General features: G+C 73.6%; 25 protein-coding genes. 2 read left to right on the top strand and 23 right to left on the bottom strand.

Annotated elements, in window-relative coordinates; all coding sequences use genetic code 11:
* Positions 1-4: 4 nt before the first annotated feature.
* Positions 5-1,633, bottom strand: a complete 1,629-nt coding sequence (gene hflX / locus RF644_RS15290) for a GTPase HflX (RefSeq protein ID WP_017832904.1) — start codon at positions 1,631-1,633, stop codon at positions 5-7.
* Between the two features lie 140 nt (positions 1,634-1,773).
* On the opposite strand from hflX, the gene RF644_RS15285 reads away from it, so the two are divergent.
* Positions 1,774-2,436, top strand: a complete 663-nt coding sequence (locus tag RF644_RS15285; protein ID WP_368797123.1) for a class I SAM-dependent methyltransferase — start codon at positions 1,774-1,776, stop codon at positions 2,434-2,436.
* A 64-nt stretch (positions 2,437-2,500) separates the two neighbouring features.
* On the opposite strand, the gene dapF is transcribed toward RF644_RS15285, so the two are convergent.
* From dapF to rpsO, 17 genes are all read right to left on the bottom strand, one after another.
* Positions 2,501-3,490: a diaminopimelate epimerase gene (gene dapF, locus RF644_RS15280; protein ID WP_109243418.1), complete on the bottom strand. Its 990-nt coding sequence runs from the start codon at positions 3,488-3,490 to the stop codon at positions 2,501-2,503.
* 50 nt (positions 3,491-3,540) lie between these two features.
* The gene (miaA, locus tag RF644_RS15275; RefSeq protein WP_368797122.1) at positions 3,541-4,461 is read right to left on the bottom strand and encodes a tRNA (adenosine(37)-N6)-dimethylallyltransferase MiaA; all 921 of its coding nucleotides are present in this window, start codon (positions 4,459-4,461) and stop codon (positions 3,541-3,543) included.
* A complete protein-coding gene (miaB, locus tag RF644_RS15270) occupies positions 4,458-5,987 on the bottom strand; it encodes a tRNA (N6-isopentenyl adenosine(37)-C2)-methylthiotransferase MiaB (protein ID WP_368797149.1) in 1,530 nt (509 codons plus the stop codon). The genes miaA and miaB overlap by 4 nt, the downstream gene beginning before the upstream one ends.
* Positions 5,988-6,016: 29 nt before the next feature.
* Positions 6,017-6,649 carry a regulatory protein RecX gene (locus RF644_RS15265; protein WP_368797121.1) on the bottom strand — a complete coding sequence of 211 codons (633 nt, stop codon included), beginning with the start codon at positions 6,647-6,649 and terminating at the stop codon, positions 6,017-6,019.
* A gap of 8 nt (positions 6,650-6,657) precedes the next feature.
* Positions 6,658-7,770 (bottom strand): recombinase RecA, encoded by a 1,113-nt coding sequence (gene recA / locus RF644_RS15260; RefSeq protein WP_017832910.1) that lies wholly within the window; start codon positions 7,768-7,770, stop codon positions 6,658-6,660.
* Between the two features lie 234 nt (positions 7,771-8,004).
* A complete protein-coding gene (locus tag RF644_RS15255; protein ID WP_017832911.1) occupies positions 8,005-8,226 on the bottom strand; it encodes a DUF3046 domain-containing protein in 222 nt (73 codons plus the stop codon).
* Positions 8,227-8,380: 154 nt separating this feature from the next.
* Complete coding sequence (locus RF644_RS15250; RefSeq protein ID WP_017832912.1) at positions 8,381-8,812, bottom strand: helix-turn-helix domain-containing protein; 432 nt, start codon at positions 8,810-8,812, stop codon at positions 8,381-8,383.
* A 163-nt stretch (positions 8,813-8,975) separates the two neighbouring features.
* Positions 8,976-9,470 (bottom strand): CinA family protein, encoded by a 495-nt coding sequence (locus RF644_RS15245; protein WP_368797120.1) that lies wholly within the window; start codon positions 9,468-9,470, stop codon positions 8,976-8,978.
* Positions 9,467-10,072: a CDP-diacylglycerol--glycerol-3-phosphate 3-phosphatidyltransferase gene (gene pgsA, locus RF644_RS15240; RefSeq protein ID WP_017832914.1), complete on the bottom strand. Its 606-nt coding sequence runs from the start codon at positions 10,070-10,072 to the stop codon at positions 9,467-9,469. The genes RF644_RS15245 and pgsA overlap by 4 nt, the downstream gene beginning before the upstream one ends.
* Before the next feature lie 37 nt (positions 10,073-10,109).
* Complete coding sequence (locus RF644_RS15235) at positions 10,110-13,103, bottom strand: DNA translocase FtsK 4TM domain-containing protein (protein WP_368797119.1); 2,994 nt, start codon at positions 13,101-13,103, stop codon at positions 10,110-10,112.
* Between the two features lie 63 nt (positions 13,104-13,166).
* Positions 13,167-14,858, bottom strand: coding sequence for a ribonuclease J (locus RF644_RS15230; RefSeq protein WP_368797118.1), 1,692 nt, complete (start codon positions 14,856-14,858; stop codon positions 13,167-13,169).
* A gap of 13 nt (positions 14,859-14,871) precedes the next feature.
* Positions 14,872-15,828, bottom strand: coding sequence for a 4-hydroxy-tetrahydrodipicolinate synthase (dapA, locus tag RF644_RS15225; RefSeq protein ID WP_368797117.1), 957 nt, complete (start codon positions 15,826-15,828; stop codon positions 14,872-14,874).
* Positions 15,829-15,895: 67 nt separating this feature from the next.
* Positions 15,896-16,528: a hypothetical protein gene (locus RF644_RS15220; protein ID WP_017832919.1), complete on the bottom strand. Its 633-nt coding sequence runs from the start codon at positions 16,526-16,528 to the stop codon at positions 15,896-15,898.
* Between the two features lie 5 nt (positions 16,529-16,533).
* Entirely contained in the window at positions 16,534-17,337 is an 804-nt protein-coding gene (gene dapB, locus RF644_RS15215; RefSeq protein WP_017832920.1) for a 4-hydroxy-tetrahydrodipicolinate reductase, read from the bottom strand.
* A gap of 62 nt (positions 17,338-17,399) precedes the next feature.
* On the bottom strand, positions 17,400-18,824 hold the full coding sequence (locus tag RF644_RS15210; RefSeq protein WP_368797116.1) for a M16 family metallopeptidase: 1,425 nt from the start codon (positions 18,822-18,824) through the stop codon (positions 17,400-17,402).
* Positions 18,825-18,878: 54 nt separating this feature from the next.
* Positions 18,879-21,143 carry a polyribonucleotide nucleotidyltransferase gene (locus RF644_RS15205; protein WP_284562432.1) on the bottom strand — a complete coding sequence of 755 codons (2,265 nt, stop codon included), beginning with the start codon at positions 21,141-21,143 and terminating at the stop codon, positions 18,879-18,881.
* A 262-nt stretch (positions 21,144-21,405) separates the two neighbouring features.
* Positions 21,406-21,675 (bottom strand): 30S ribosomal protein S15, encoded by a 270-nt coding sequence (rpsO, locus tag RF644_RS15200; protein ID WP_017832923.1) that lies wholly within the window; start codon positions 21,673-21,675, stop codon positions 21,406-21,408.
* Between the two features lie 297 nt (positions 21,676-21,972).
* On the opposite strand from rpsO, the gene RF644_RS15195 reads away from it, so the two are divergent.
* Positions 21,973-22,842 (top strand): aldo/keto reductase, encoded by an 870-nt coding sequence (locus tag RF644_RS15195; RefSeq protein WP_176338160.1) that lies wholly within the window; start codon positions 21,973-21,975, stop codon positions 22,840-22,842.
* A gap of 22 nt (positions 22,843-22,864) precedes the next feature.
* Here the strand turns inward: RF644_RS15195 and RF644_RS15190 are convergent, their stop codons facing one another.
* From RF644_RS15190 to truB, 5 genes are all read right to left on the bottom strand, one after another.
* Entirely contained in the window at positions 22,865-23,866 is a 1,002-nt protein-coding gene (locus tag RF644_RS15190; RefSeq protein ID WP_368797115.1) for a bifunctional riboflavin kinase/FAD synthetase, read from the bottom strand.
* Between the two features lie 30 nt (positions 23,867-23,896).
* Entirely contained in the window at positions 23,897-24,556 is a 660-nt protein-coding gene (locus tag RF644_RS15185; protein WP_368797114.1) for a GNAT family N-acetyltransferase, read from the bottom strand.
* Positions 24,557-24,656: 100 nt separating this feature from the next.
* Positions 24,657-25,139, bottom strand: coding sequence for a hypothetical protein (locus RF644_RS15180; protein WP_081994572.1), 483 nt, complete (start codon positions 25,137-25,139; stop codon positions 24,657-24,659).
* A gap of 55 nt (positions 25,140-25,194) precedes the next feature.
* The gene (locus RF644_RS15175) at positions 25,195-25,566 is read right to left on the bottom strand and encodes a hypothetical protein (RefSeq protein ID WP_017832928.1); all 372 of its coding nucleotides are present in this window, start codon (positions 25,564-25,566) and stop codon (positions 25,195-25,197) included.
* A complete protein-coding gene (gene truB / locus RF644_RS15170) occupies positions 25,566-26,588 on the bottom strand; it encodes a tRNA pseudouridine(55) synthase TruB (protein ID WP_368797113.1) in 1,023 nt (340 codons plus the stop codon). Before truB ends, RF644_RS15175 begins: the two co-directional genes overlap by 1 nt.
* Positions 26,589-26,599: the final 11 nt, after the last annotated feature.

Raw genomic sequence — 26,599 nt, 5'->3', positions numbered from 1 at the left:
GCGCTCAGGCGCTCTCGGCGCCGAAGCCGGGAGCGCGCTCGGGGGCGAACTCCGCGAGCTCGGCCGCGAGGTCCTCGCGGACCTTCACGAGCAGGTGGGTGCCCTCGGGCAGGTGCTCGGTGCGCAGGATCTCCGCGTCCCAGTCGTGCAGCCGGCTGACCACGTCGCCGCGCTGGTAGGGCACGAGCAGGTCCAGCACCGTCTCGGGCCGCGGGATGGACTCGCTGATCCGCTGCCGGAGCTCCTCGATGCCCTCCCCGGTGCGGGCCGAGACCACGACCACGTTGCGCTCGCGCTGCTTGATCCGCTCGACCACGAACGGGTCGGCGGCGTCCACCTTGTTCAGGGCGATGATCTCGGGGATGTTCTGCGCGTCGATGTCCGTGAAGACCTGGCGCACCGCGCGGATCTGGCCCTCCGGGTCCGGGTGGGAGGCATCCACCACGTGCAGGATGAGGTCGGAGTCGGCGACCTCCTCCAGGGTGGAGCGGAACGCCTCGACGAGCTGCGTGGGCAGCGAGCGGACGAAGCCGACCGTGTCCGAGAGCGTGTAGCCGATGCCGTCCGGTGTCTGCGCGCGGCGGACCGTGGGGTCCAGCGTGGCGAACAGGGCGTTCTCCACGAGCACGCCCGCGTCCGTGAGCCGGTTCAGCAGCGAGGACTTGCCCGCGTTGGTGTAGCCGGCGATCGCCACCGAGGGCACGGAGTGGCGGCGGCGGTTGAGCCGCTTGGTCTCGCGCGCCGGCTTCATCGCGGCGATCTCGCGCCGCAGCTTGGCCATGCGGGTGCGGATGCGCCGGCGGTCCAGCTCGATCTTGGTCTCACCGGGGCCGCGGGAGCCGATGCCCTCACCGGCGGCGGCGCGACCGCCGGCCTGGCGGGACAGGGACTCGCCCCAGCCGCGCAGGCGCGGGAGCAGGTACTCGAGCTGGGCGAGCTCGACCTGGGCCTTGCCCTCCTTGGACTTGGCGTGCTGGGCGAAGATGTCGAGGATCAGACCCGTGCGGTCGATGACCTTGACCTTCACGACGTCCTCCAGCCCGCGCCGCTGGGAGGGGGCGAGCTCGGAGTCGACGACGACGGTGTCCGCGCCGGTCGCGGCGACGATGTCCCGCAGCTCCTTGGCCTTGCCCGAGCCCAGGTACGTGGCCGGGTCCGGCTTGAGCCGGCGCTGGACGATGCCGTCCAGCACCTCGGAGCCCGCGGTCTCGGCGAGCGCGGCCAGTTCGCGCAGGGAGTTCTCGGCCTCCGCGAGCGTGCCCTCCGTCCACAGCCCGGCCAGCACCACGCGCTCCAGGCGCAGCTGGCGGTACTCGAGCTCGGTGACGTCCTCGAGCTCGGTGGACAGGCCCGCGACGCGGCGCAGGGCGCGGCGCTCCTCGAGGTCCTGCTGGTCGCCGTCGTGGACGGTGTGCCCGTCCTCGGCGTCGGCCAGCTCTCGGGCCCGGCCGGAGAACCGGCCCGGCGCGGTGGAGTCGTCCTCGGGGGCGGTGTCCTGCCCGGCGGCCTGCTCCCGGGCCCGGGCCCGGGACAGCACGCGCTCGACGACGTCCTCCAGGTCCTGCCGGCTCAGGCCGTTCTCGGGCTCCGCGGCGTCGCGGGGCTCGGCAGGGGTTTCACGGGGGTGGGTCATGGTTCCTTTCGGACGGGATGCTGATCAGTACATTCTAGTGGCGGAGCCGGACATCCCGGCGTCGGAGCCGGGCGTTCCGCCGGGCTCCGCGCCGGTTCCCGGTACGTGCGGGGCGGGCGCTGTCGGTAGCATGGGGCGCTATGGCACCGCCTCCCGACTCCCCCGATCCCGTGGCCGGCCCGGCAACCCCCAACCCGGGGACCGAGCACTACTTCTCCGAGGACCCCTCGGTCCCCGAGGTGCGGCGGTCCGTGGCCGTGCGGCTGCGGGGGCGGGAGGTCTCGCTGCAGACCTCCAACGGGGTGTTCAGCCCGCGGGGTCTCGACAAGGGAACGTCCGTGCTGCTGGAAAATGTTCCCGACCCCGCCGGGGCGGAGCTGCTGGACATCGGCTGCGGGTGGGGCCCGATCGCGCTGAGCCTGGCCGGGGCCGCCCCGGGGGCCCGGGTCACGGCCGTGGACGTCAACGAGCGCTCGCTCGGGCTCACCCGGGACAACGCGGCGGCCCTGGGCCTGACCGGCGTGGAGGCGCTGCTGCCGGAGCAGGTGCCCGCGGAGCGGCGCTTCGACACCATCTGGTCCAATCCGCCCATCCGGATCGGCAAGCAGCAGCTGCACGAGCTGCTCCTCCAGTGGCTGCCGCGGCTGGCCGAGGGCGGCACGGCGTGGCTGGTGGTGCAGAAGAACCTCGGAGCGGACTCGCTGCAGAAGTGGCTCGGCACCGCGCTGGGCGGCGGCTTCCGGGTCTCCCGGCACACGACCGACAAGGGGTTCCGGGTCCTGCTCGTCGAACGGCGGGACTGAGCGACCGGCACCGGGCCGGGTCCCACCCCACGAACCTCAGGCCTCAGGCCTCAGGCCTCAGGCCTCAGACGAAGGTGCCGTCGGCCACCAGCACGGCCGGTCCGGCCAGCACCACGTGCTCGGCGCCGTCGGGCGCCGGGACGAACGTCACGGAGACGATCCCGCCGGGCACCTGCACGAGCCACTGGTCGGGGGCCGTGGCGCCGCCCCAGAAGCGGGTCGCCGCCGCCGCGGCGCACGCGCCCGTCCCGCAGGACTGCGTCTCGCCCACCCCGCGCTCGTGCACGCGCATCCGCACCCGGCCCACGCCGTCGTCGTCGCCGTCGGCGGGGACCACGAACTCGACGTTGGTCCCGTCCACGGGCTCCGGGCGCACGACGGGAGCGGTGTGCAGCCCCAGCTGATCGAGCTTCTCCCCCTCCGCGAGCGCCACGACGGTGTGCGGGTTGCCCATGCCGATCGACAGCGCGGGGCGGGGCACCTTCAGCCCCTCGGCGGTCACGACGGCGTCCGAGCCGCGGGACCGGGCCGCGTCACCGTCGAGGAAGGTCCACGGCCCCATGTCCACGGCGTAGCCGGAGTCGGTGCGGGCCACGGTCTTCACCCCGGCGCGGGTGCCGATGCGCAGCACGTCCCCCTCGGGGACCGCGGCGAGGCCCCGCTGGAGCAGGTAGTGGACGAAGACCCGGACCCCGTTGCCGCACATCTCGGCGACGGAGCCGTCGTTGTTGCGGTAGTCCATGAACCACTCGGCGTCCGGCGCCGCCTCGAGGACGGCCCGCCCCTCGGGGATCGCCTCGGAGCGCACGGCGCGGATCAGCCCGTCCCCCCCGATGCCGCGGTGGCGGTCGCACACCAGGGTCACCAGCTCGGCGTCCAGGGCCAGCTCCGCGTGCGGGTCGGTCAGCAGCACGAAGTCGTTGCCCGTGCCGTGGCCCTTGGCGAAGTCGCGGCCCCGGAGCTCCCCCCAGGGGCCGGCGTCGGCGCCGGGGGCGGTGTCCGGGGCGGGGCGGGTGTCCTCGTGCTGGGCGGTGGGGCTCTGGGCGGAAGTCACCCGGCCATGATACGCGGACCCGGCCGCCGGTCCGCGGCCGGGTCCGCGGTTCAGCCCCCGGCCGCGACCCGTTCGACAACGTCCACGGCGCGCCCCGCGAGGCCGGGCGCGGACGGGTCCAGCCAGTGCACCCGGGGGTCCGCACGGAACCAGGTCCGCTGGCGGCGGGCGAAGCGGCGGGTGGCCACCACGGTGGCCTCGGCCGCCTCCGCCACGGTGGCGCGGCCATCCACCACGTCCAGGAACTGGCCGTAGCCCAGGGCCCGGGAGGCCGTGCGCCCCTCGCGCAGCCCGCGGGCCGCCAGGGCGCGCACCTCGGTCTCCAGGCCGGCCTCGACCATGGCCCCGACCCGGCGGGCGAGCCGGTCGTGCAGCGCGGCACGCTCGAGGTCCAGGCCGATCTGCACCGTGGGCTCCACGTGCTCGCGGCGGGGCATGAAGGACGTGAACGGGCGGCCGGTGAGCTCCCACACCTCCAGGGCGCGCACCAGCCGCCGCTCGTCCTGCAGCCGGGCGGCGGACGCCGGATCCACCTGGCGCAGCCGCTCCCGCAGGGCGCCGGGGCCCCGCGCCGCGAGCTCGTCCTCGATCCGGGCCCGCACCGCGGGGTCGGTGCCGGGCAGCTCGAGCACGTCCAGGGCCGCGCGCACGTAGAGTCCCGAGCCGCCCACCAGGACGGGGACCCGGCCGCGGGCGCGGATCTGCGCGAATCGGGTCCGGGCGGCGCCTTGGAAGTCCGCGACCGAGGCCTCCTCCGTGACGTCGAGGACGTCGAGGAGGTGGTGGGGCACCCCGCGCCGCTCCTCCGCGGTCGCCTTGGCGGTGCCGATGTCCATCCCGCGGTAGAACTGCATGGAGTCGGCGTTGACGACCTCCCCGCCCAGCCGCAGGGCGAGCTCGACGCCCAGGGCGGTCTTGCCGGTGCCCGTGGGCCCGACGACGGCGAGAACCGGCAGCTCCGAGCGGGTCACCGGACGGGGAGGCCCGGCATGCCCAGGCTCACGGGCCCGGGACCGGCGGCGCCCGGGGCGGCGAGGACCCCGCAGGACTCGGCCTGGCGGCGGTCCCAGGCGTCCCCGGCCCGCGAGCGCCGCAGCGCGTAGTCCTGCGGGGACCGGGGGTCGGCGACGAGGTGGTAGGCGGCGGCGCCGGTGACGACGACCGTCACGAAGTCGCCGGGCCGCGGCACCTCGGCGCCCTCCGGGACGGAGAAGTGGACGAGCCGCTGGTCCCGCGCGCGGCCCGAGAGCCGGTGGGTCTGCTCGGACTTCTTGCCGGCCTCCGCGGTGACGAGCAGCTCGACCTGCCGGCCGACCACCGCCCGGTTCTCCTCCGCGGCGATCCGGTCCTGCAGCGCCACGAGCCGCTCGAAGCGCTCCTGCACCACGGCCTTCGGCACCTGGTCCGCCATCTCCCCCGCGGGGGTGCCGGGCCGGACGGAGTACTGGAACGTGTACGCCGAGGAGAAGCGGGAGGCCGCCACGACGTCGAGGGTGGCCTGGAAGTCCTCCTCGGTCTCCCCCGGGAAGCCCACGATGATGTCCGTGGTGATCGCGGCCTCTGGGATGCGCTCGCGGACCGTGTCCAGGATCCCGAGGAACCGCTTCGAGCGGTAGGAGCGGCGCATCTCCTTGAGGATCCGGTCGGAGCCGGACTGCAGGGGCATGTGCAGCTGCGGCATGACGTTGGGGGTCTCCGCCATGGCGTCGATGACGTCGTCGGTGAACGCGGCCGGGTGCGGGCTGGTGAAGCGCACGCGCTCCAGGCCCTCGATCTGCCCGCACGCCCGCAGCAGCTTGGCGAACGCCCCGCGGTCCCCGAACTCCACGCCGTAGGAGTTCACGTTCTGCCCCAGGAGCGTGACCTCGACCGCCCCGTCGTCCACGAGGGCCTGCACCTCGGCGAGGACCTCCCCGGGCCGCCGGTCCTTCTCCTTGCCGCGCAGGGACGGGACGATGCAGAACGTGCAGGTGTTGTTGCAGCCCACGGAGATCGAGACCCACCCCGAGTAGGCGCTGTCCCGCTTGGTGGGCAGCGTCGAGGGGAACACCTCGAGGGCGTCGAGGATCTCCAGCTGCGCCTCGGCGTTGTGCCGCGAGCGCTCCAGCAGGGCGGGCAGGGAGCCGATGTTGTGGGTGCCGAAGACGACGTCCACCCACGGCGCCCGCTCGAGGATGGTGTCCTGGTCCTTCTGCGCGAGGCAGCCGCCGACGGCGATCTGCAGGTCCTTGTTGCGCTTCTTGGCGGGCACGAGCTGGCCGAGGTTGCCGTAGAGCTTGTTGTCGGCGTTCTCGCGCACGGCGCACGTGTTGAACACCACGAGGTCCGGCTCGCCGCCGGCGGCGGGGACGTAGCCGGCGGCTTCGAGCAGACCCGTGATCCGCTCGGAGTCGTGGACGTTCATCTGGCACCCGAACGTGCGCACCTCGTAGGAGCGCGGGGCGGGTGCGCCGGAGGACGCGGTCGGGTCCGGGGAAAGGGCTGCGGGGGTCGACATCACCGGACAATTGTACGGGGCGGTCCCGGTCACGGGGTCTCCTGGTGTTCCTCGCCCATCTCGTCGTCCTGGACCGCAGCACCGGAGCGCGCCTCGAGCTCCTCCTTCACCACGGCGAAGGCCAGCCCGGGCGGGTAGCCCTTGCGCCCGAGCATCCCGACCAGCCGCCGGACGGCCCTGTCCCGCTCGGCGCGGTCGGTGAGCTCGGCCCCGGCGGGGAGCTTGCGGCGCACCAGCTCGGCGGCGTCCGCCCGCTCGTCCTCGTCGGTGCGCTGCTCGAGTGCCGACTCGGCGATCTCCCCCGTGACGCCGCGGGTGGCCAGCTCCCGCCGGATCGCGGACCGGGAGAGCTTGCGTGAGCCGGCCCGGGAGCGGACGTAGAGCTCCGCGAACTGGGCGTCGTCGACGAGGTCGACCTCCTCGAACCGGTCCAGCACCTCCCGGGCGACGTCCTCGGGGACGTTGCGGTCGGCGAGCTTGTCCTCGAGCTGCCTGCGGCTCTTCGCCGAGGCGGTGAGCTGGCGCAGGACGATCGCCCGGGCCACCTCCCGGGCGTCCGGCTCGGGGTCCTGGGCCGAGGACGACGACGCCGCCGGGCCCTCCGGCCCGCGGTGGCGGGCGGAGGACCGGCGGCGCCGGCGGTCGTACGGGCTCTCGGTCACGGACCCGCTCAGAAGGCCGGGCCGGCGACCTCGGTGGGCAACCCGGTCACGGGCTGCTCCTCCGCGGTCTCCTCGGCGGTCTCCGGCTCCTCGACGACCCCGAGCTTCACCAGGATCCGGCGCTCGATCTCCTCGGCCAGCTCCGGGTTGTCCTTGAGGAACCGGCGCGAGTTCTCCTTGCCCTGCCCCAGCTGGTCCCCCTCGTAGGTGAACCACGCCCCGGACTTCTTGACGATGCCGTGCTCCACGCCCATGTCGATGAGCCCGCCCTCGGTGGAGATGCCCTCCCCGTAGAGGATGTCGAACTCGGCCTGCTTGAAGGGCGGCGCCATCTTGTTCTTGACGATCTTGGCGCGGGTCCGGTTGCCCACCGGGTTGGCCCCGTCCTTGAGGGTCTCGATGCGGCGCACGTCCACGCGGACCGAGGCGTAGAACTTCAGCGCCTTGCCACCGGTGGTGGTCTCGGGGCTGCCGAAGAACACCCCGATCTTCTCGCGCAGCTGGTTGATGAAGATCGCGGTGGTGTTCGAGTGGGAGAGCCGGCCGGTGATCTTGCGCAGCGCCTGGCTCATGAGGCGGGCCTGCAGACCCACGTGGCTGTCGCCCATCTCGCCCTCGATCTCGGCCTTGGGCACCAGGGCCGCCACCGAGTCGATGACGATGATGTCGATGGATCCGGAGCCGACGAGCATGTCCATGATTTCCAGGGCCTGCTCACCGGTGTCCGGCTGCGAGACCAGCAGGCTGTCGGTGTCCACGCCGAGCTTCTCGGCGTAGGAGGGGTCGAGGGCGTGCTCGGCGTCGATGAAGGCGGCGATCCCGCCGGCCTTCTGGACATTGGCGACCGCGTGCAGGGCCACGGTCGTCTTGCCGGAGGACTCCGGGCCGTAGATCTCCACGACGCGCCCGCGCGGGAACCCGCCGATGCCCAGCGCGACGTCCATCGCGATGGACCCGGTGGGGATGGTCTCGATCTTGGTCGCCGGGCGGTCGCCCAGACGCATGACCGAGCCCTTGCCGTAGTTCTTGTCGATCTGCGCGAGAACGGTCTCGAGAGCCTTCTCGCGGTCGCTGCCGAACTGCTGGTCGGCGCTCTGCTTGTTGCTGCCCTTGGCTGCCATGGTCCACCTCGTGTTCGGGGGGTTCCGCCGGTGCGGCCGGAACCGTTGCTGCTGGTCTTTTCGTGTTCCACGGTATCGCCGTGGTCGGACACCGTAAGGCTTCGCGCGGGACCTGGGGAGGAGCGGGAACCACTGTCCCGGGACGGACCGGGCTGTGCAGTCCGCGACCCGCTGCTTCGAATATACCTTCGAAGCGGTCGCGGGTCCACGGGCGCGCCGGGAGCCCGGCGGGTGTCAGTCCCGGGGCGGGCGGTCCACGCCCCACCAGCGGGACTCGGGGACGTCCTGGGCCCGGCAGAGGGCGAACCACACGGTCCGCGGGTCGACGCCGGCCTCGATGGCCTCGGCGGCCGTGCGGTGCTCGAGCTCACCGAGCACCAGGTCCCGGGCCAGGACCCTGCTGTAGCCCGCGCCGAACTCGTCGGCCATGAGCTGCCAGAAGCTGCTCAGCCTCATCCGCGTCCTCCTTCGTCGTGCTGCCGGCCGGGGGTCGTGCCCGTCCATCCTGCCATCCGGGCGGCGGGGCCGGCACAGGCCGGAGGGCCCGGCGGTCCTGGGACCGACGAGCCCTCCGGGACGTCGTGGGCGGGCGGCGGGCCGCCCGGGCGGATCAGCGGGCGCCGGCCGCGGCGGCCTCGCCGCCGTTGACCCGGCCGAACTCCCGCGAGTACTGCTCGGTGAGGTCGCTGGGCACGGTGTCCGGGACCAGGAGGCCCTCGGCGTAGGCCAGGCGGTCGGCGACCTCGCGCAGCATCTGGGACATCGGGATGTCGAGCGCGGCGCAGATCGACGCGAGCAGCTCGGAGGAGGCCTCCTTCTGTCCGCGCTCCACCTCGCTGAGGTAGCCGAGGGAGACGCGGGCGCTGTGCGAGACCTCTCGGAGGGTGCGTCCCTGGCGCTGGCGGACGCTGCGCAGGACCTCACCGATCTCCTGGCGGAGTACACCCATCTTCATGTCCTTCGTCTCGGTGCTGTCGTCCTCGTCGAGGCCCACGTCCTTCCAACGGACGACGCCATTGACGGACACGGGTTGCTTGGTCATGTGAATCGCTCGTCTCCTCGTGTGTGCGGCAGCTTCACCGCCTGCTGCGGGCGGTGCCTCGGCGCCGGCCGGTCGACATCTTGACTTCGATCGGCTCAACTCGAGCCTGCGATCATTGCTAACCCCGCTGACGGTTCCATTCTTCCCCGCAGGAGGCGGTTTTTCACTGTGAGTTGGCTGGGAGCACCAGGGCCGCCGTGAGCCGCTCGAGGGCGGCGCGCACGGCGGCCGCCCGGATCTCCGCCCGGCCCCCCGCCGCGGCCAGCTCGTGGACGGTGGTCCCGTCCGGTCCGGCGACGCCCACGTAGACCGTGCCCACCGGCTTCCCGTCGTGCGGCTCGGGGCCGGCGGCGCCCGTGGTGGAGACGGCCCAGTCCGTGCCGAGGCGGCGGCGGGCGCCCTCCGCCATGGCGACCGCGACGTCGGGGTCGACGGCGCCCCGCTCGGCGAGCAGCCGGGCCGGCACGCCGAGGACCTCGGTCTTGACCCGGTTGGAGTAGGAGACGACCGCGCCCTCGAAGCAGGCCGAGGCCCCGGGGACGTCGACGACGGCGGCGGCCAGCGCTCCCCCGGTGAGGGACTCCGCGGTCGCGACCGTCAGCGCCCGGCGGACGGCCTCCTCGACGAGCGCCCGGGCGGCCGGCTGCGGCTCCGTCACGCCGCGTTCCGCCCGGCCAGCGCCCGGCGGCGGAGCTGGACCGCCTTCACCACGTAGTCCACGCCGGTCACGACCGTGACCACGAGGGCCGCCCCCATCGCGATCCAGCCCAGCCACGGCCACCACGCGCCCACCAGGGGCACCAGCGGGAGCAGCAGGAGCAGGAGCGCCACGGTCTGCAGGACGGTCTTGAGCTTGCCGCCCTTCGAGGCGGCCATGACGCCGTAGCGGATGACGACGAAGCGCAGGAGCGTGATCCCCCACTCGCGGACGAGGATCACCACGGTCACCCACCACCACAGCTCGCCGAGCATCGAGAGCACCACGAACGCGGCGCCGGTCAGCAGCTTGTCGGCGATGGGGTCGGCGATCTTGCCGAAGCTGGTGATCAGCCCGCGGGCCCGGGCGATGTCGCCGTCGAGCTTGTCCGTGTACATGGCGACCGCGAAGACCGCCAGGGCGGCCCACCGCATGCCCAGGGAGTCCTCTCCCTGGGTGCCTCCCACCCACAGGAACCACACGAAGAAGGGCACCAGCACGATGCGCAGGGCAGTCAGCGCGTTCGGCAGGTTGAGGTTGGACGCCGGGTCCGCGGGGCTCATCTGGTGCTCGCTTCCTGGTGGGTGGGACGGGGTCGGCTCAGCGGCCGGTCAGCTGCCAGGCGTCCTCGGACTCCTCGGGGTCCTCGGCGCCGTCGCCGTGGTCGGTCGCGGTCCGGGCCAGCGAGGCCTCGACCGGGTCCTCGCCGTAGTCGACCGACCCGCCGGCGCCGGCCTGCGGCGCGGGCGGCTCCTCGCCCCGGAGCACGGCGAGGGTCGCGGCGAGGTCGTCGGGCTTGACGAGCACGTCCCGCGCCTTGGACCCCTCGGAGGGCCCGACGACGCCGCGGGACTCCAGCAGGTCCATGAGCCGGCCGGCCTTGGCGAAGCCGACGCGCAGCTTGCGCTGGAGCATGGAGGTGGACCCGAACTGGGTGGTCACCACGAGCTCGGTGGCCTGCAGGAGGACGTCGAGGTCGTCCCCGATGTCCTCGTCGATGGTCTTCTTGGGGGCCTCCTGCACCACGTCCTGGCGGTAGTGGGCCTTCATCTGGCCCTTGACGTGGTCGACGACCTCGTGGATCTCCGACTCGGTGACCCACGCGCCCTGCACGCGCATCGGCTTGGAGGCGCCCATGGGCAGGAACAGGGCGTCGCCCTGGCCGATGAGCTTCTCGGCGCCCGGCTGGTCCAGGACCACGCGGGAGTCGGTGACCGAGGACGTCGCGAACGCCATCCGGGAGGGCACGTTGGCCTTGATCAGACCGGTGACCACGTCCACGGAGGGCCGCTGGGTGGCGAGCACCAGGTGGATGCCGGCGGCACGGGCGAGCTGGGTGATCCGCACGATCGCGTCCTCGACGTCGCGCGGGGCGACCATCATCAGGTCCGCGAGCTCGTCGACGATCACGAGCAGGTACGGGTACGGCCGGATCACGCGCTTCGAGCCGGGCTCGGGCTGGACCTTGCCGTTGCGCACGGCCTTGTTGAAGTCGTCGACGTGCTTGTACCCGTAGTGCGAGAGGTCGTCGTAGCGGGCGTCCATCTCCCGCACGACCCACTGCAGCGCCTCGGCGGCCTTCTTGGGGTTCGTGATGATGGGGGTGATCAGGTGGGGCACGCCCTCGTAGGCGGTCAGCTCGACCCGCTTCGGGTCGACCATGACCATCCGCACCTCGTCCGGGGTGGCGCGCATCAGGAGCGAGACGATCATCGAGTTCACGAAGCTCGACTTGCCCGCGCCGGTGGCGCCGGCGACGAGCAGGTGGGGCATCTTCGCGAGGTTGGCCACCACGTAGCCGCCCTCGACGTCCTTGCCCACGCCCATGACCATGGGGTGCTCCGTCTTGCGGGCGTTGTGCGAGCGCAGGACGTCGCCCAGGGACACGGTCTCGCGGTCGGTGTTCGGGATCTCGATGCCGATCGCGGAGCGGCCGGGGATCGGCGAGAGGATGCGCACGTCCGCCGAGGCCACGGCGTAGGCGATGTTCTTGGACAGCGCCGTGACGCGCTCGACCTTGGTGCCGGAGCCCAGCTCGATCTCGTACCGGGTGACGGTGGGCCCGCGGGAGAAGCCGGTGACCACGGCGTCCACGTTGAACTGCTCCAGCACGCTCGTCAGGGAGGCGACCACGGCGTCGTTGGCCTCGGAGCGCTCCTTGGGCGGCGGTCCCTGCACGAGCGCGCCGGCCGCGGGCAGGGAGTAGGCGATGTCGCCCTCGAGCTTGAGCTGCTCCGCGCGGGCGGGGATGGGCGACCCGGGGGTGTGGGTGCGGGCGGTGACGGACGTGGAGCCGGTGGGCTCGGCGGCCACGTCCTCCAGCGCCGGGGAGCCGGAGCCCGCAGCGGTGTCCGCGGCCGGCTCGAGGCCCTGCTCCCGGCGCAGCCGGCGGGCGGCGAGCTGCTCCTGGGTGGGTCGCTTCTGCCCCGGCCGGGGGACGTCGCCGCCCTGCTCCGCGGCGGCGGCCGGCTCGGCGGGCGGCTCGGCGGATCCCGCCGCCCCCGCCGTTTCCGCCGCGGCGGCCCGCTGCCGGGCGGCGCGCGCGGAGTCGACGTCGAAGACGCGGGTGGGCGCCTGGCCGTCGGCGGCCTCCTCGGCGACGACGGCGCGCTCGAAGGCCTCGTCCCCGCGGTAGCCGTCGAGGGCGCGGCGCTCGGCCTCGGCCGCCTTGCGCTCGCGGCGCTTCTCGCGGCGGGTCTTGGCCGCCTCGGCGCGCGCGGCGTGCTCGTCCAGGTAGGAGCGGTCGTGCCGGGCGGCGGACACGTCGGTCGCGGAGACGGGCCCGTCCTGGCCCATGAGCCGCCAGTAGCCCTGCCGCAGTCGCGGCAGGATGAGGTTGACGGGCGTCGCGGTGACCACGAGCACGGACAGGAACAGGGCCGCGACGAAGATCGCGCCGGCGCCGACCGGGGTGATGAGGGCGCTCAGCGGGTCGGCGGCGAGGAATCCCACGTAGCCGCCGGCGCTCCGGAGCGCCTCCTGGCCCTGGCTCGGGGACGGCTGCCCCAGGAGCACGTGCGCGAGGCCGGAGCCGGCGACGACGGCGGCGCCCAGCCCGATCGCGATGCGGTTGTTGGCCGAGGTGTCCTCGGGGTGGCGGAAGCGGCGCAGGGCGAAGCCCACGAGGGGCAGCGGCAGCACCAGGGCCGTCCAGCCGAAGGTCCCCGCGAGGACCTCGTGCACCGCCACGGCGGGGACCGCCAGCCACGGCGCGGACGCGCCGGGCAGGTTCCACCACTCGACGGCCGCGGCGAGCAGGCCGAGCAGCAGCAGGAAGAGGGCGCCGCCGTCGCGCAGCGACTCCGCGGGCACATCCGTGCGCAGGGTGCCCATGCGGCGCACGGCGCCGCCGACCACGTGGGCGAGGGCCGTCCAGACCCCTCCGACGGCGCGGGCGCACCAGGCCAGGGCGGCGCCCGCGCCGTGCAGCACCCGCGGGGAGCTCGCGGCGGGCGCCGCGGAGCCCCGTCCGGCGGTCGACGGACGGCGGGTGGAGGTGGACCGGCTGGATCCCGACGACCGCGCAGAAGACGTGCTGTTCTTGCCACGCGACGTCGAGGCGCCCTTGCGGGCGGGGGAAGTACGAGTCGCCATGCTCCCAGGGTAGACCACGGCCTCCCCCCGTCAGCGGTGCCGCACGGGGGAGGGACCGGGGGCTCAGGCCTCGATGACGACCGGGACGATCATGGGCTTGCGGCGCAGCCGGCGGCTGACCCAGGAGCCGATGGTGCGGCGCACCACCTGCTGGAGCTGCTGGGTGGTGTGGTTCTTGCCCGAGTGGTTGATGGCGTCCTCGAGCGCGGCGGTGATCCTCGGTTTGATCTCGTCGAACACGCTGTCGTCCTCGGCCACGCCGCGGGCGTGCACGTCCGGGCCGGTGACGACCTTGCCGGTGTCCCGGTTCACCACGGTGATGACGGAGATGAAGCCCTCCTCGGCCAGCACGAGCCGGTCCTTGAGGTCGGCGTCGGTGATCGTGCCCACGGAGGAGCCGTCCACGTAGACGTAGCCGCACTCGACCTGGCCGGTGATCCGCGCCTCGCCGTCGGCCATGTCCACCACGGTGCCGCCCTCGGCCAGGAGCACGTGGTCGGTGGGCACGCCGGTCTCCTCGGCGAGCTTGCCGTTGGCGATGAGGTGGCGGACCTCGCCGTGCACCGGCATGACGTAGCCGGGCTCCACGATGTTGTAGCAGTACAGCAGCTCTCCCGCGGCGGCGTGCCCGGAGACGTGCACCTTGGCGGTGCCCTTGTGGACCACGGTGGCGCCCAGCCGCATGAGCCCGTTGATGATCCGGAAGACGGAGTTCTCGTTGCCGGGGATGAGCGAGGACGCGAGGATCACGGTGTCGCCCTCGGTGAGCTGGACCTTGTGGTCGCCGTTGGCCATCCGGGACAGCGCGGCCATCGGCTCCCCCTGCGACCCGGTGCACATGATGACCAGCTCCGAGTCCGCGTGCTCGTCGATCCGCTTCTGGTCGATCAGGGTGTTCGGCGGGACCTCCAGGTAGCCCAGCTTCTCGGCGATGGTCATGTTGCGCACCATGGACCGGCCCATGAACGCGACCTTGCGCCCGTGCTCGGCGGCGGCGTCCAGCACCTGCTGCACGCGGTGGACGTGCGAGGAGAAGGACGCCACGACCACGCGCTTCGGGGCGCGCCCGATCACGTCCGCGAGGACGGGGCCGATGTGCTTCTCCGTGGGGGTGAACCCGGGGACCTCGGCGTTGGTGGAGTCGGTGAGGAACAGGTCCACGCCCTCCTCCCCCAGCCGGGCGAAGTGGCGCAGGTCGGTGATCCGGCCGTCGAGCGGCAGCTGGTCCATCTTGAAGTCGCCCGTGTGCAGGACGGTGCCGGCCTTCGTGCGCAGGAACACCGCGAGGGCGTCCGGGATCGAGTGGTTGACGGCCACGAACTCGCACTCGAACTCGCCGAGCCGCTCGACCTGCCCCTCCCGCACCGCCATGGTGTAGGGCTTGATCCGGTGCTCCTGGAGCTTCGCCTCGATGAGCGCGAGCGTCAGCCGGGAGCCGATCACGGGGATGTCGGGGCGGCGCTTGAGCAGGTACGGGACGGCGCCGATGTGGTCCTCGTGGCCGTGGGTCAGCACCACGGCCACGACGTCGTCTAGCCGGTCGACGATGTGGTTGAGGTCCGGGAGGATGAGGTCCACGCCCGGCTGGGTCTCCTCGGGGAAGAGCACGCCGCAGTCGACCACGAGCAGCTGCCCGTTGATCTCGAACACCGTCATGTTCCGTCCGACCTCGCCCAGCCCGCCCAGCGGGACGACGCGCAGGACGTCCTTGCCGAGGGCGGGGGGAGCCGCCAGGTCGGTGTGCCACTGGGTCATGGGACCCCTTTCGTCAGTCGATGGTCTCGAGGAGGGTGTCGGCGACGACCGAGCCCCGCAGGTCCGCGCGGATCAGGGCGGCCTCGGCCTCCGTGGGCGGGACGTGCGGGAGCCGCACGGTGTTGTGCGGCAGCCGGCCCTGCCACATGAGGATCGTCTTCGCCGCGACGGCGCCGGGGGCGCGGGTCATCGTGGCGCGGACGACGGGCTCGAGCTCGGCGTTGATCCGCCGGGCCGTGGCGAGGTCCTGGGCACGGACCGCGTCGATGAGCTCGCGGTACCGGGCGGTGGCCACGTGGGTGGTGACGCCGATGAGCCCGGCGGCGCCGATGGCCATCCAGGGCAGGGTCAGGCCGTCGTCGCCCGAGTAGTAGAGCAGGTCGGTCTCGGCCAGCACCCGGGTCGCGGCGACCAGGTCCGCCTTGGCGTCCTTGACGGCCACGATGTTGGGGTGCCCGGCCAGGGAGACGAGGGTCTCGGTGGCGATCGGGATGCCGGCGCGGCCGGGGATGTCGTAGAGCATGATCGGCAGGTCCACGGAGTCCGCGAGGCTGCGGAAGTGGGCCTCGACGCCGGCCTGTGAGGGCTTGTTGTAGTACGGGGTGACGATGAGCAGCCCGTCCATGCCGAGCTTCTCGGCCGCGCGGGAGAGGTAGCGGGAGTGCTCGGTGTCGTTGGAGCCGGTGCCCGCGAGCAGCGGCACGCGGGAGCCGACGGCCTCCTTGACCGCGCGGAACACGGAGAGGTTCTCCTCGTCGGTCATGGTGGAGTACTCCCCCGTGGTGCCGCACACCACGAGGCCGTCGCAGCCGTCGTCGACGAGCTGGACGGCCATGGCCGCGGTGGCGTCCAGGTCCACGGACCCGTCCGCGGCGAAGACGGTGATCATCGCGGTGAGCAGCGTCCCGAACCGGGGCTCGGACCGGGTCGCGGGGAGGTCGGCGGAGGAGGGCGAGGCGTTGGCAGTCATGGGTGCCAGGTTACCGCCTCCGCGGCGGGGGCACCGGCGGGCGGGCGGCGGGGGCTCGCCACCACGGTCAGGCCCGGCCCTCGCCCGGAGGGTCGGCGGGCTCCACGTTGCGGGGGGTGCGCCCGCGGGAGAGGGCCACGGCGTCGCGCATCGCGGAGCGGGCGCGGGTCCGGTCCCCGGCGGCCGCGTAGGCCAGGGAGAGCCGGTACCAGTTGCGCCAGTCGCCCGGGTCCGCCTCGGTCTGCGCCCGGACGGCCCCGAAGCGCTCGTCGGCGGCCTCGCGCACGATGCGCCCGCCGGGGGTGCGCGGGAGGTCGTCGGGCGGCAGCCCGCCCTCCTCGTGCAGCGTCCGGCCGAGCTGCTCGGTCCGGACCCCGAACAGGATCTCGCGCACCAGCGCCCACACGCCCACGGCCGGGAGCACCAGCATGGCGACGCCGAAGGCCTTGGCGATCCAGCCGTCCGTGCCCAGCAGCAGCACCGCGCGGTGCAGGCTCAGGCCCAGGTAGACGACGAGCAGCGTCACCATGGCCGCGGCGAGCAGCTTCGCCTTGCTCGTGGACTCCAGGAGCGTGAAGACGCCCGCGAAGACGAGCACGGCGAGGATCCACAGCTTCGAGCCGCCGGGGACGGGCAGCAGCCACAGGGTCAGCAGGGCCGCCGCGAGCAGGCCCCAGATCCAGGCCCGGATGGAGTCCATCGGCGCTACAGCCCCAGGTCGAGGTAGCCCTCGAGCCCGTGCGTGAGCCCCTGGTGGGAGCCCACCTCCCGGACGCCGAGCACCACGCCGGTCATGAAGGAGATCCGGTCGAAGGAGTCGTGCCGGATGGTGAGCTGCTCGCCGACGCCGCCCAGCAGCGTCTCCTGGTGGGCGACGAGCCCGCGCAGGCGCACGGAGTGCACCCGGACGTCCTCCACGAGCGCGCCGCGGGCCCCGCCCGGGTCCTGCTCCGTGGCGTCCGGCGACGGCGCGACCCCCGCGGCCCGCCGTGCCTGCCCGACGAGGGCGGCGGTGCGGGCGGCGGTGCCCGAGGGGGCGTCCACCTTGTCCGGGTGGTGCAGCTCGACGATCTCGACGGACTCGAAGAACCGGGCGGCCTGCGCGGAGAAGCGCATGGCCAGCACCGCGCCGACCGAGAAGTTGGGGGCGACGAGCACCCCCACCCCGGGGTGCTCGGCCAGCAGCGCCTCGAGCCGGTCCAGCCGCTCGGCGTCCCAGCCGGTGGTGCCCACGACGCAGTGCATGCCGTGCTGCACGGCGAAGCGGACGTTGGCCTCCGTGGCGGAGGGGACCGTGAGGTCGACCACGACCTCCGCGCCGGCGGCGACCAGGGCCTGGAGGGAGTCCTCCCGGCCGAGCTCGGCGACGAGCTGGAGGCCCTCGGTGCGGCGCACCGCCTGCACGGCCTCGCTGCCCATCCGGCCGCGCGCGCCGAGCACGGCGACGCGCAGCTCGGCGGGGGCGGACGGCGGGGCGTCGGTGGTCACGGGGGCGGTGCGCTCGGTCATGGCTCCAACTCTAGGTCACGGGAGGGGTGGCGCCGCCGCCGGCTCCCGGCGGCGGCGTGCGGTCAGCGGCGGGTGGGCGCCACGATGGTGGTCACGACCGGGCCCTCGGCGAGCCACCCCGCGAGCTCCCGGACCTGCTCCGGGGTCACGGAGCGGACCCGGTCCAGGGACTCGTCGATGTCGAGGAACTCCCCGGACTTCAGCTCCGCGGAGCCCAGCCGGGACATCCGGGACCCGGTGTCCTCGAGGGCGAGCACCGTGCCCCCGCCCAGCTGGCCCACGACCTTGCGCAGCTCGTCCGCCCCGATGCCGTCCCGGGCGAGCGTCTCCAGCTCGCCGGCCATGAGCGCCAGTACCTCGTCGGTGCGCGCGGGCAGGCACCCGGCGTACATCCCGAAGTAGCCGGCGTCCGAGTAGGCGCCCGAGAAGGAGAACGTGCTGTAGGCCAGGCCGCGCTTCTCGCGGATCTCCTGGAACAGGCGGGAGGACATCCCGCCGCCCAGGGCCGCGTTGAGCACGGTCATCGCGAAGCGGCGGTCGTCCCCGGCCACGAGCCCGGGCCGGCCGACGACCACGTTGGTCTGCTCCACGGGCCGCTCCAGGAAGTGCTCGCCCCAGTCCGGCTCCAGGGGGGCGGGGGTCCGCTCGCGCCGCGGGAGGGGGGCCGCCGGGGCGGCCGGGTCCCAGCCCGCGCGCTCGAGGGCCTCGGCGACGAGGGCGACGACGACGTCGTGCTCGAGGCCGCCGGCGGCCGTGACCACGAGGCCCTCGGGCCGGTAGTGGCGGCGGTAGTGCTCGACCACCGCGTCACGGGGCACCGCGAGGATCTCCTCGGGGGTCCCGCCGATGGGCCGGCCGAGGGGGTGGGCCCCGAGCACCCGCTGGGTGAACTCCTCGAAGGCGACGTCCTCGGGGTCGTCCTTGTCCATCGCGAGCTCCTCGAGGATGACCCCCCGCTCCCGCTCGAGCTCGTCCGGGTCCAGGACGGCCGACGTCACCATGTCGGTGATGACGTCGATCGACATCGGCAGGTCCTCGGCCAGGACCCGCGCGTAGTAGCACGTGTGCTCCTTGGCCGTGGCGGCGTTGGACTCCCCGCCCACCTCGTCGAACGCCTCCGCGATCTGCAGCGCCGAGCGCCGCTCGGTGCCCTTGAACAGCAGGTGCTCGAGAAAGTGCGTGGAGCCCAGGCGGCCGGGCTGCTCGTCGCGGGAGCCGACGCCGACCCAGAAGCCGACCGTCACGGCCCGCTGGGCGGGCATCCGCTCGGTGACCACCCGGGTGCCGCACGGCAGGACCGTGCGACGGACCACGTTGCCGCCGGCGCCCTCGTGGAGGGTGTGGCTGAACCCCGCGGCGGCCGTGGTCAGGGCCGCGGCCGCGGCGGAGGGGGAACTGCGGGGAACCGCCGAGAGGCGGGCGTCCGGGCCGGGGGTGCTCCCCGGGCCGCGGTCGCCCGCCTCCAGCGGCAGATCGACTGCCGTCATCCAGCTGTGCTGCTTTCTGTGCTCGTGCGGTGCTGTGCGCGGGACGGGCCCGGCTCAGGCCTCGGTGGCGTCGTCGTCCTCGGGGAAGACGTTGGGCTCCTCGGCGACCACGGGGGCCAGGGACAGCTTGCCGCGGTCGTCGACCTTCGTGATCTCCACCTGGACCTTCTGGCCCACGCCGAGGACGTCCTCGACGTCGGTGACGCGCTTGCCCTCGTTGAGCTTGCGCAGCTCCGAGATGTGCAGCAGGCCGTCCTTGCCCGGGGTGAGGGAGACGAAGGCGCCGAAGGTCGTGGTCTTGACCACGGTGCCCAGGTAGCGCTCGCCGACCTCCGGGACCTGCGGGTTGGCGATCGCGTTGATCGCCGCGCGGGCCGCCTCGGCCGAGGGGCCGTCGGTGGCGCCGATGTAGACGGTGCCGTCGTCCTCGATCGAGATGTCGGTGCCGGTGTCCTCCTGGATCTGGTTGATCATCTTGCCCTTGGGGCCGATGACCTCGCCGATCTTGGAGACGGGGACGGTCACGGAGATCACGCGCGGGGCGAACTCGCTCATCTCGTCCGGCTGGTCGATGGCCGCGTTCAGCACCCCGAGGATGTGCAGCCGGGCCTCGCGGGCCTGGGTCAGCGCGGCGTCCAGCACCGAGGAGGGGATCCCGTCGAGCTTGGTGTCGAGCTGGATCGCGGTCACGAACTCGGAGGTGCCGGCCACCTTGAAGTCCATGTCGCCCAGCGCGTCCTCGGCGCCCAGGATGTCGGTCAGCGCGGCGTAGCGGGTCTCCCCGTCCACCTCGTCCGAGACCAGGCCCATGGCGATGCCGGCCACCGGCGCGCGCAGGGGCACGCCGGCGTTGAGCAGCGACAGGGTCGAGGCGCAGACGGAGCCCATCGACGTGGAGCCGTTGGAGCCCAGCGCCTCGGAGACCTGCCGGATCGCGTAGGGGAACTCCTCGCGGGAGGGCAGCACCGGGGTGATGGCCCGCTCGGCCAGTGCGCCGTGGCCGATCTCGCGGCGCTTCGGGGAGCCCACGCGGCCGGTCTCGCCGGTGGAGTACGGCGGGAAGTTGTAGTGGTGCACGTAGCGCTTGTGCTTGACGGGGGACAGCGAGTCGATCTGCTGCTCCATCTTGAGCATGTTCAGCGTGGTCACGCCCATGATCTGGGTCTCGCCGCGCTCGAAGATCGCGGAGCCGTGCACGCGGGGCAGGACCTCGACCTCGGCGGTGAGCTGACGGATGTCCGTCAGGCCGCGGCCGTCGATGCGGACCTGCTCGGTGAGGATGCGCTGGCGCACGGTCTGCTTGGTCAGCGCCTGATAGGCGCCGTTGACCTCGTCCGTGCGGTCGGCGAAGGGCCCGTCCTCACCGGCGAGCTCGGCCAGGGTCGCCTGGTGCAGCGCGTCGGTCGCGGTCTCGCGCTCCTGCTTGTCGGCGATCGAGTACACCTCGGCGAGCCGGGTGCCGACGGAGGCCGCGACGGCCTCCTTGACGTCGTCGCCGAAGCCGCCGAAGCGGGGCAGGTCCATGTCGGGCTTGCCCGCGCGGGCCTTGAGGTCGGCCTGGGCGTCGCACAGGGCCTTGATGGCGGGCTTGGCGGCCTCGAGGCCCTGGGCCACGAGCTCCTCGGTGGGGGCCACGGCGCCGTTGTTCTTGATCAGGTTCCAGGAGTTGTCGGTGGCCTCGGCCTCGACCATCATGATCGCGACGTCCTCGGAGCCGTCCTTGCCGGTGACGACGCGGCCGGCCACGGCCATGTCGAACACGGCGTTCTCGAGCTGCGAGTGCTTCGGGAAGGCCACCCACTGGTGCTGGCCGTTCTCGCCGGCCATGAGCGCCACGCGCACGCCGCCCACGGGGCCCTGGAAGGGCATCCCGGACAGGGTCGTGGCCATCGACGCGGCGTTGATCGCCACGGTGTTGTAGATCTCGTCCGGGTTCATGGACAGGATCGTGACGACGACCTGCACCTCGTTGCGGATGCCCTTGCCGAAGGCGGGGCGCAGCGGGCGGTCGATGAGCCGGCAGGTGAGGATCGCGTCCGTGGAGGGGCGGCCCTCGCGGCGGAAGAACGAGCCCGGGATGCGCCCGGCCGCGTACATCCGCTCCTCGACGTCGACCGTCAGGGGGAAGAAGTCGAAGCCCTGGCGGGGGGACTTGCCCACCGTGGTGGCGGCGAGCATGGTGGTGTCCTCGTCGATGGAGACGAGGGTGGAGCCGGCGGCCTGCTTGGCGAGGCGGCCGGTCTCGAAGCGCACGACGCGCTTTCCGTAGGAGCCGTTGTCGATGACGGCTTCGGCGTACTGGATCTCGGGACCCTCCAAGGGTCACCTCCGTTTCGTGTCGGCGGGACCGTCCGCGCGTCACCCGGTCTTCGATCGAGATCCACGGAAGGTCCGGGGCCGCGGGGGCCGTCCGGTGTCCGGAGATCACTACCGAGGACCGCGAATGATCGGCGCGGTGGCCCCGTCTGGTGTTCGATGGTGCTGTCTCTGGTGGTGCGGGGGTCCGCCCGGCTGCTGTGCCGTGCGGGCCCGGTGCTCGGCGGCGTCCTCCTGTTGCCGGGCGGACGCCGCCGGGTGCCGACTAGCGGCGCAGGCCGAGCCGCTCGATGAGCGTGCGGTAGCGCGTGATGTCGGTGTCGCGCAGGTAGGTCAGCATGCGGCGACGGCGACCGACTAGGGCCATCAGGCCGCGGCGGGTGTGGTGGTCGTGCTTGTGCTGCTTCAGGTGCTCCGTCAGATCGGCGATCCGGCGGGTCAGGACCGCGATCTGCACCTCGGGCGAACCGGTGTCGCCTTCGTGGGTGGCGAAGTCCTTGATGATCTCCTGCTTGATGGCGGCGTCGAGTGCCACGTGTAACTCCGTTCGAGTCAGTACCGTGCGGCCCGGACGACGGGCTCGTCGCCGGGTCCCGGGACTCCCCGGGGGCCCGACAACCACGGACTGCAGTCGGACCGCCGTCCAGTCTAGCGGACCCGGGCGCGCCGCCCCACCCCCGGACGGCGCGGCGCGCTGCGCTGGGCCTCCCCCGGCCGGTGGGCCAAGATGGGAGGGACACGACGGCGGGGTCCCGGCGCACGGCCGTCCGGGCCGGGCAGGACCGGGCCGGCAGCACGTGGACGAGCAGGACGAGACGAGCAGGAGCAGCGCGTGAGCAAGGACGAGAAGGACGGGCGGGGCCCGGCGGTCGCCGACCGCACGCACACGATGCGGGACGGCCGGCGCATTCCCGCGATCGGGCTGGGCACCTATCCGATGGACGACGCCGGGGCCGAGGCCGACGTCGCCGAGGCCCTCATGCTGGGCTACCGGATGGTCGACACCGCGGTGAACTACGGCAACGAGACGGGCGTGGGGCGCGCGATCGCGGCGGCCGGCGTGCCGCGCGACGAGCTGTTCCTCACCACCAAGCTGCCGGGCCGGGACCACGGCACGGACTCCGTGCGCCGCTCGCTCGAGGGCTCCCTGCGGCGGCTGGGCACCGACCACGTGGACCTGTACCTCATCCACTGGCCGAACCCGTCGGTCGGCCGGTACGTCGAGACGTGGCGGACGATGCTGGAGCTGCGGCAGGAGGGGCTCGTCCGCTCGGTGGGGGTGTCCAACTTCACGCCCGCCCACATCCGGCGCCTGGTCGAGGAGACCGGCGAGACGCCGGCCGTCAACCAGGTGGAGCTGCACCCGCAGTACCAGCAGGAGCGGCTGCGGGAGTTCCACGCGGAGCACCGCATCATCACCCAGGCCTGGTCCCCGCTGGGCCGCAAGACCGATCTGCTCCAGCACGAGTGGATCGCGCGGATCGCCCGGCGGACCGGCCGCACCCCGGCCCAGGTCGTCCTCCGCTGGCACCTGCAGTCGCACACCGTGCCGATCCCGAAGAGCTCCGACCCCCGGCGCATGGCCGAGAACCTCGACGTCTTCGACTGGGAGCTGGACGAGGAGCAGATGCACCGGCTGCAGATGCTGCACACGGGGATCAGCGGGTCGGGGTTCGACCCGAACGAGCACGAGGAGATGTAGGGGCCCGGCCGGCCGCCGGGGCTCAGGCCTCGGCGGCCAGGATGCCGCGGGTGCGCTCGACGTCGTCGTCCATCTGGGCCACGAGCTTGTCGACGCCCTCGTAGGCGACCATCCCGCGCAGCCGGGCGACGAACTCCACGACCACCTCCTGGCCGTAGAGGTCGAAGTCCTCGACCCGCTCCTCGGGGCGGTCGATGACGTGCGCCTCGACCTGCCGGGGCACGTTCTCGAACGTCGGGTTGGACCCCACGGAGATCGCGGTGGGCCAGCGGGTGCCGTGGGCGTCGAGCAGCCACCCGGCGTACACCCCGTCCGCGGGGACGAACCCGGCCGCGTCCGGGGACAGGTTGGCCGTGGGATAGCCGAGCTCCCGCCCGCGGGCGGCCCCGTGCACCACCTCCCCGCGCATCCGGTGGTGGCGCCCGAGCAGCCGGGCGGCCGCGCGCACGTCCCCCGCCTGCAGGCAGGCGCGGATCCACGTGGAGGAGCAGCGCCGCTCCCCGGCCGCGGTCACGGCCGGGGCGTGCTCCGGGTGCTGCTCGTGCAGCGGGTCGAGCAGGTCGTCGACCACGCGGACCTCGAACCCGTGGCGCTGCCCCAGCTCCCGGAGCGTGTCGATGTTGCCGGTGTTGTCCTTGCCCAGGCGGGTGTCCTCGCCCACCACGAGGCAGCGCGCGCCGAGCGGGCCCACCAGGGTGCCCAGCACGAACTGCTCGGTGGACTGGGCCGCGAACCCCAGGGTGTACTCCAGCACGAGGGCGGCGTCCGCGCCGGTGCGCTCGAGGGCGTCCAGCTTGTCCTCGGTGCCCATGATCAGTCCCGGGTGGCTGCCGGGTCGGTGCACCTGCGCGGGGTGCGGGTCGAACGTCACGACCACCGAGGCCCAGCCCAGCTCGTGGGCGGAGTCGACGAGCTGGGACAGCACCCGCTGGTGGCCCCGGTGGACACCGTCGAAATTGCCGATGGTGACGACCGACGGGCCGAAGCCCGGGGGGACGTCAGAGAGATCTCGCCAGCGGAACACGCTTCTCCTCGCAGGAACGGAACAGGCAGGTCAGGGTCGGGGCGGCACGGGCCGGTGCGGGCCGCCGGGCTCCTCCGCGGGGGCGGCGGCCGGGGACGGCGGGCCGTCCCACGGGGCCTGCGGGGAGCGGGGGTCCTCCGCGCCGAGGGTCAGGATCCAGGCGTCCACCGAGGCGCCGCGCTGCTCCATGAACCCGTCGATCCGCACCGGGGAGCGGAAGCCGAGCCTCCAGGCGAGCTTGCGGCTGGCCCAGTTGGGGACCTTCGCCATCCAGTAAGCATAGGTGAGGCCCAGGGTCCCGAAGGCGTGCTCGAGCAGCAGCCGGCAGGCGGCCTCGGCGGCGCCGGTGCCGCGGGCGTGAGGGCCGAAGTTGAGCCCGATGTCCGCCGTGGTCCCGCGCAGGGCGTTGAGCCCCACGGTCCCGTGCAGCCGGTCGGTCCGGGCGTCGGCGACCGCCCAGTTGTACTCGCGGCCGGCGCGCCAGGCGGCGGGGACGAACTCCTCGACGTACCAGCGCGCATCGGCCTCCGTGTAGCCCAGGGGCACAGTGGTGAACTCCGCGGCCGCGGGGTCCGCGCAGTTGCGGGCCAGCTGCGGGACGTCGCGCTCCTCGAGCCGGCGCAGCACCACGGTGCCGTCGGTGAGGACGGGGACGTCGTAGTCCTCGGCGCCGTCGGGGCGTACGGGCATCGGCGGGGGTCCTTTCGGGAGGCGTGCGGCACGGGGCGCTCCGGCCCGCGACCGAGCCTACCCGGTGCGTGCCGGTGCGCCGCGCGGGACGGACGGGCGCTCAGGCGGGTGCCCGCCCGCCCCGGGGCCGGGACCGGCGGAGCCAGGCGAGGCCGACCACCGGCAGCACGAGCGGGACGTAGCCGTAGTCCTGCCCGAAGTGGGACCACACGCTCGCCTCGGGGAACAGTTCCGGGACGAGCACCGAGAGCAGGCCCACGCCGAGCACCCCCAGCAGCTCCACGGCCACGGCGGCCGTGGCGAGCCGGTGCCAGCGGGGGCCGGGCCGGGCGAGGGCCACGGTGGCCACCACGTAGACGGCCGCGGCGAACGCGGAGAGCAGGTACGGCAGCGGCGCGGCCTGGAAGTCCGTCGCGATCTGGTAGAGCGAGCGGACACCGGCGGAGAGGGAGAAGACCGCGTAGACCACGACGACCAGCCGGCCGAAGCCCGAGGACTTGCGGTCGCCGCGCGCCGGGGCGGCGCGGGGCCCGAAGCGCCGCTGCAGCCGGGTGGGGCCGTCCTGCGGGCGGTCGTGCGTCATCGGGGCCTCTCCTGCGGGGTCGTGGCGGGCCGGGAGCCGGTCCGGGGTCCGGGGCTCACTGGTAGTACCAGATGTAGTTCATGCGATAGACCATGATGGCGACCACCGGCCCCGCGGCTGCGAGCACCCAGTTGGACCAGCTCGAGCGCTCCACGAGGGACCACACGAAGGTTCCGGCCGGGATGAGCAGGGCGGTCAGCAGGTAGCCCCAGTACTCGAGGGCCGATCCGGTGGGCCCGGGCCCCCGCACGTGCATGACGACCGTGCCCACGGCGTAGACGAGCAGGAACGCCTCGAGCAGCAGCACGGAGCCCTGGGTCCAGTCGTCGGGCCGCCGCCCGCGTGCGGCCTGCACGGCGCACACCAGGAAGGAGAGGGCGCCCAGCAGGACCGCGGCCCAGAACCAGCCGTCGTAGCCCCACAGCATCAGCGCTCCTCCCGCGAGGTTCCGGGCGGCCCGGGGAACCGCTCCCCGGGCAGGAAGACGAGCACGGGCTTGGCGGTGCGCTCGCCGCGGTGGCCGCGGTCGGACAGCAGGGCCACGAGACGCCCGTCGGGGGCGAAGCCGGCGGTCACGGCGTCCTGGTCCGGCGGGGTCCCGCCGTGGTCCCCGCCGTGGCCCGGGCCGCTGTCGGCGGCGCTGGGACCGATCCGGCGGCCGTGGGCGATGTCCTGGGCCTCGGCCGCGGTCAGCCGGCGGACGGGGAACAGACCGACGGCGGCCTCCTCCAGGCTCGTCACGGGCAGCGGGCGGCCGGCGGCCACCTCCGCGGCGAGCTCCTCCAGGGTGGACGCGTCCTCGAGGGTCCACGCGCCCACCCGGGTGCGGCGCAGCGCGGTCAGGTGGCCGCCCACCCCGAGGTCGGCGCCGAGGTCCCGGGCCAGGGCCCGGACGTAGGTGCCCGAGCTGCAGGTCACGGTGACGTCGACGTCGAGGACCTCCCGCCCGGCGTCGTCGGCGGTGCGCACGAGCCGGTGCACGGCGAACTCGGAGACGGTGATGGGGCGCGCGGCGAGCTCCACGTCCTGCCCGGCGCGGACCTGGGCGTAGGCGCGGCGGCCCTCGACCTTGATGGCGCTGACCTTCGCGGGGACCTGCTGGAGGTCCCCAGTGAGCCGGGCGACGCCGGCCGCCACCGCGTCCTCGTCCACCGCGGCCACGGCCCCGGGGGCGGCGACGTCGACGACCTCCCCCTCGGCGTCGTCGGTCACGGTGGTCAGGCCGAGCCGGATCGTCGCGGCGTACGTCTTGTCCCGGCCCACCACCCAGGTCAGGAGGCGGGTGGCCCGGTCGACCCCGAGCACCAGCACGCCCGTGGCCATGGGGTCCAGGGTGCCGGCGTGGCCCACCTTGCGGGTGCCCGCGAGGCGGCGGGCGCGGGCGACGATGTCGTGGCTGGTCCAGCCGGCGGGCTTGTCCACGACCACGAGCCCGGACGGCGTCGGCAAGGACGGGTCCG

This window comes from Kocuria sp. CPCC 205258, from assembly GCF_040981005.1.
Taxonomy (GTDB): Bacteria; Actinomycetota; Actinomycetes; order Actinomycetales; family Micrococcaceae; genus Kocuria; species Kocuria rosea.
Note: the sequence above shows the minus strand (reverse complement) of the source record. Positions and strands in the feature narration are given on the sequence as shown.

Coding starts and splice junctions, on each gene's coding strand:
- hflX (WP_017832904.1), bottom strand. CDS start 1,633: ATGACCCACCCCCGTGAAACCCCTGCCGAGCCCCGCGACGCCGCGGAG.
- miaB (WP_368797149.1), bottom strand. CDS start 5,987: ATGTCGACCCCCGCAGCCCTTTCCCCGGACCCGACCGCGTCCTCCGGC.
- RF644_RS15255 (WP_017832911.1), bottom strand. CDS start 8,226: ATGAGGCTGAGCAGCTTCTGGCAGCTCATGGCCGACGAGTTCGGCGCG.
- RF644_RS15235 (WP_368797119.1), bottom strand. CDS start 13,103: ATGGCGACTCGTACTTCCCCCGCCCGCAAGGGCGCCTCGACGTCGCGT.
- RF644_RS15185 (WP_368797114.1), bottom strand. CDS start 24,556: ATGCCCGTACGCCCCGACGGCGCCGAGGACTACGACGTCCCCGTCCTC.
- RF644_RS15230 (WP_368797118.1), bottom strand. CDS start 14,858: ATGACCCAGTGGCACACCGACCTGGCGGCTCCCCCCGCCCTCGGCAAG.
- RF644_RS15285 (WP_368797123.1), top strand. CDS start 1,774: ATGGCACCGCCTCCCGACTCCCCCGATCCCGTGGCCGGCCCGGCAACC.
- RF644_RS15175 (WP_017832928.1), bottom strand. CDS start 25,566: ATGCTGTGGGGCTACGACGGCTGGTTCTGGGCCGCGGTCCTGCTGGGC.
- pgsA (WP_017832914.1), bottom strand. CDS start 10,072: ATGAGCCCCGCGGACCCGGCGTCCAACCTCAACCTGCCGAACGCGCTG.
- RF644_RS15220 (WP_017832919.1), bottom strand. CDS start 16,528: ATGGACTCCATCCGGGCCTGGATCTGGGGCCTGCTCGCGGCGGCCCTG.
- dapB (WP_017832920.1), bottom strand. CDS start 17,337: ATGACCGAGCGCACCGCCCCCGTGACCACCGACGCCCCGCCGTCCGCC.
- RF644_RS15180 (WP_081994572.1), bottom strand. CDS start 25,139: ATGACGCACGACCGCCCGCAGGACGGCCCCACCCGGCTGCAGCGGCGC.
- RF644_RS15210 (WP_368797116.1), bottom strand. CDS start 18,824: ATGACGGCAGTCGATCTGCCGCTGGAGGCGGGCGACCGCGGCCCGGGG.
- dapA (WP_368797117.1), bottom strand. CDS start 15,828: ATGACTGCCAACGCCTCGCCCTCCTCCGCCGACCTCCCCGCGACCCGG.
- recA (WP_017832910.1), bottom strand. CDS start 7,770: ATGGCAGCCAAGGGCAGCAACAAGCAGAGCGCCGACCAGCAGTTCGGC.
- RF644_RS15250 (WP_017832912.1), bottom strand. CDS start 8,812: ATGACCAAGCAACCCGTGTCCGTCAATGGCGTCGTCCGTTGGAAGGAC.